The 1,980-nt window shown below is 67.0% G+C and carries 2 protein-coding genes; both read left to right on the top strand.

Going from position 1 to position 1,980, the window contains the following annotated elements:
- Positions 1-211: 211 nt before the first annotated feature.
- Positions 212-1,036 (top strand): hydroxypyruvate isomerase family protein, encoded by an 825-nt coding sequence (locus AD89_RS0117730; RefSeq protein ID WP_025781035.1) that lies wholly within the window; start codon positions 212-214, stop codon positions 1,034-1,036.
- A 35-nt stretch (positions 1,037-1,071) separates the two neighbouring features.
- Complete coding sequence (locus AD89_RS0117735; protein ID WP_025781036.1) at positions 1,072-1,959, top strand: 2-hydroxy-3-oxopropionate reductase; 888 nt, start codon at positions 1,072-1,074, stop codon at positions 1,957-1,959.
- Positions 1,960-1,980 lie beyond the last annotated feature (21 nt).

The raw sequence follows: 1,980 nt of genomic DNA on the forward strand, positions 1-1,980 counted from the left end.
CGGCATCCGCCACGCCGCCGACGACGGCGACGCCCTGGCGACGATCTTCGCCATGGGAACCCCGGCCGACATCGCGGGCGTCTGGGCCGCCGTCACGTAGTTCTGGGACGAAGGTCTTGACGGGAACTCCGTGGGCCACTTATGCTGATTTCACGGACTGGAAATACATTTCCACAATACGGAAACTAGCGGCAACTCAAAGGAGAGCTCAATGTCCCAGAACTTCACCTCACCTGGCAGCTACGTCCTCAACTGCTCCACCCTGCTCACCGAACTGCCCGTTCTCGAACGCGCCCAGGCAGCGAAGGACGCCGGATTCGACGAGGTCGAATTCTGGTGGCCCTTCGACGGGAACCCGACCCCCACCTCGGCGGAGGTCGATGAGTTCATCGCCTCCCTCGAATCCGCAGGGGTCGCCCTCGAGGGCCTGAACTTCTGGGCCGGGAACATGGCCGCCGGCGACCGCGGAATGGTCTCGATCGTCGGCGCCGAAGAGGACTTCGCGACGAACGTCGACATCGTCGTCGAGATCGGCCGTCGCACCGGCTGCCGCGCCTTCAACGCACTCTACGGACTGCGCACCGACGGCCAGGACGCGGACGCACAGGACGCCACGGCCGCCGCCAACCTGGCGCTGGCCGCCGGCAAGGTCGCCGAGATCGGCGGAACTGTCCTCGTCGAACCCGTCTCCGGGGCCGAGGCCTACCCGCTCAAGCGCTACGCCGACGCCGCCGAGGTGGTCGGACGCGTCCGCGCCGACGGACCCGAGAACATCGCCGTGCTCGCCGACTTCTATCACATGCACGTCAACGGCGACGATGTCGCGTCCGTCATCGAAGCCGAAGCCGCGAACTTCGGCCACATCCAGATCGCCGACGCCGACGGCCGCGGAGCACCCGGCACCGGATCGCTGCCGCTGCGCCAGTGGATCGACCGCTCCTTCGAGCTCGGCTACACCGGATCCGTGGCACTCGAATACAAACAGGACCGCGCCACCGCCTTCGACTGGCTCGACCGCGCCGCCCAGACCGCCTGAACCTCACCACCGACGACTCGAAGGAGACCCCCACCATGTCCAAGACCATCGCTTTCATCGGACTCGGCATCATGGGCCTGCCCATGGCCAAGAACCTCATCAACGCCGGATTCGACGTCCGCGGCTTCAACCGCACCCCGGCCAAGGCCCAAATGCTGGCCGAGGCGGGAGGCAGTGCCGCCGCCACCATCGCCGAGGCGGTGGACGAGGCCGACGTCATCATCACCATGGTTCCCGACTCACCCGACGTCGAAGCCGTGCTCACCGGCGACGACGGAATCCTCGCCCACGCCTCAGCCGGGGCCACCTGGATCGACTTCTCCACCATCCGCCCCGATGTGGCCACCGACCTGGCGGCCCAGGCCAAGGACGCCGGTCTCAAACCCCTCGACGCTCCCGTCTCCGGAGGCGAACCCGGAGCCATCGACGGCGTCCTGTCGATCATGGTCGGCGGAGACCAGGCCGACTTCGACGCCGCAGACGATGTCTTCGACGCCGTCGGCAAGACCATCGTCCTCGTCGGCCCCTCAGGCGCCGGCCAGACCGTCAAGGCCGCGAACCAGCTCATGGTCGCCGGCAATATCGGACTCCTTGCCGAGGCCGTCGTCTTCCTCGAAGCCTACGGAGTCGAAACGAGTGCGGCACTGCAGGTCCTCGGCGGAGGACTGGCCGGGTCCAAGGTGCTCGACCAGAAGGGGCAGAAGATGCTCGACCGCTCCTTCGACCCCGGATTCCGGCTCGAACTCCACCATAAGGACATGGGCATCGTCACCGCCGCCGCCCGCGAGGCAGGAGTGGCGATCCCGCTCGGCGCCACGGTCGCCCAGCTCGTCGCCGCAACCGTGCAACAGGGCAACGGCGGACTCGACCATTCGGGTCTCTTCACCGTCATCGAAGCTCTCTCGGGCACAAACGAGAACTGAACGACCGCCTCGGCGATTTCC

Origin of the sequence: Brevibacterium sp. VCM10 (genome assembly GCF_000583215.1) — a bacterium.
Lineage (GTDB): Bacteria > Actinomycetota > Actinomycetes > Actinomycetales > Brevibacteriaceae > Brevibacterium > Brevibacterium linens.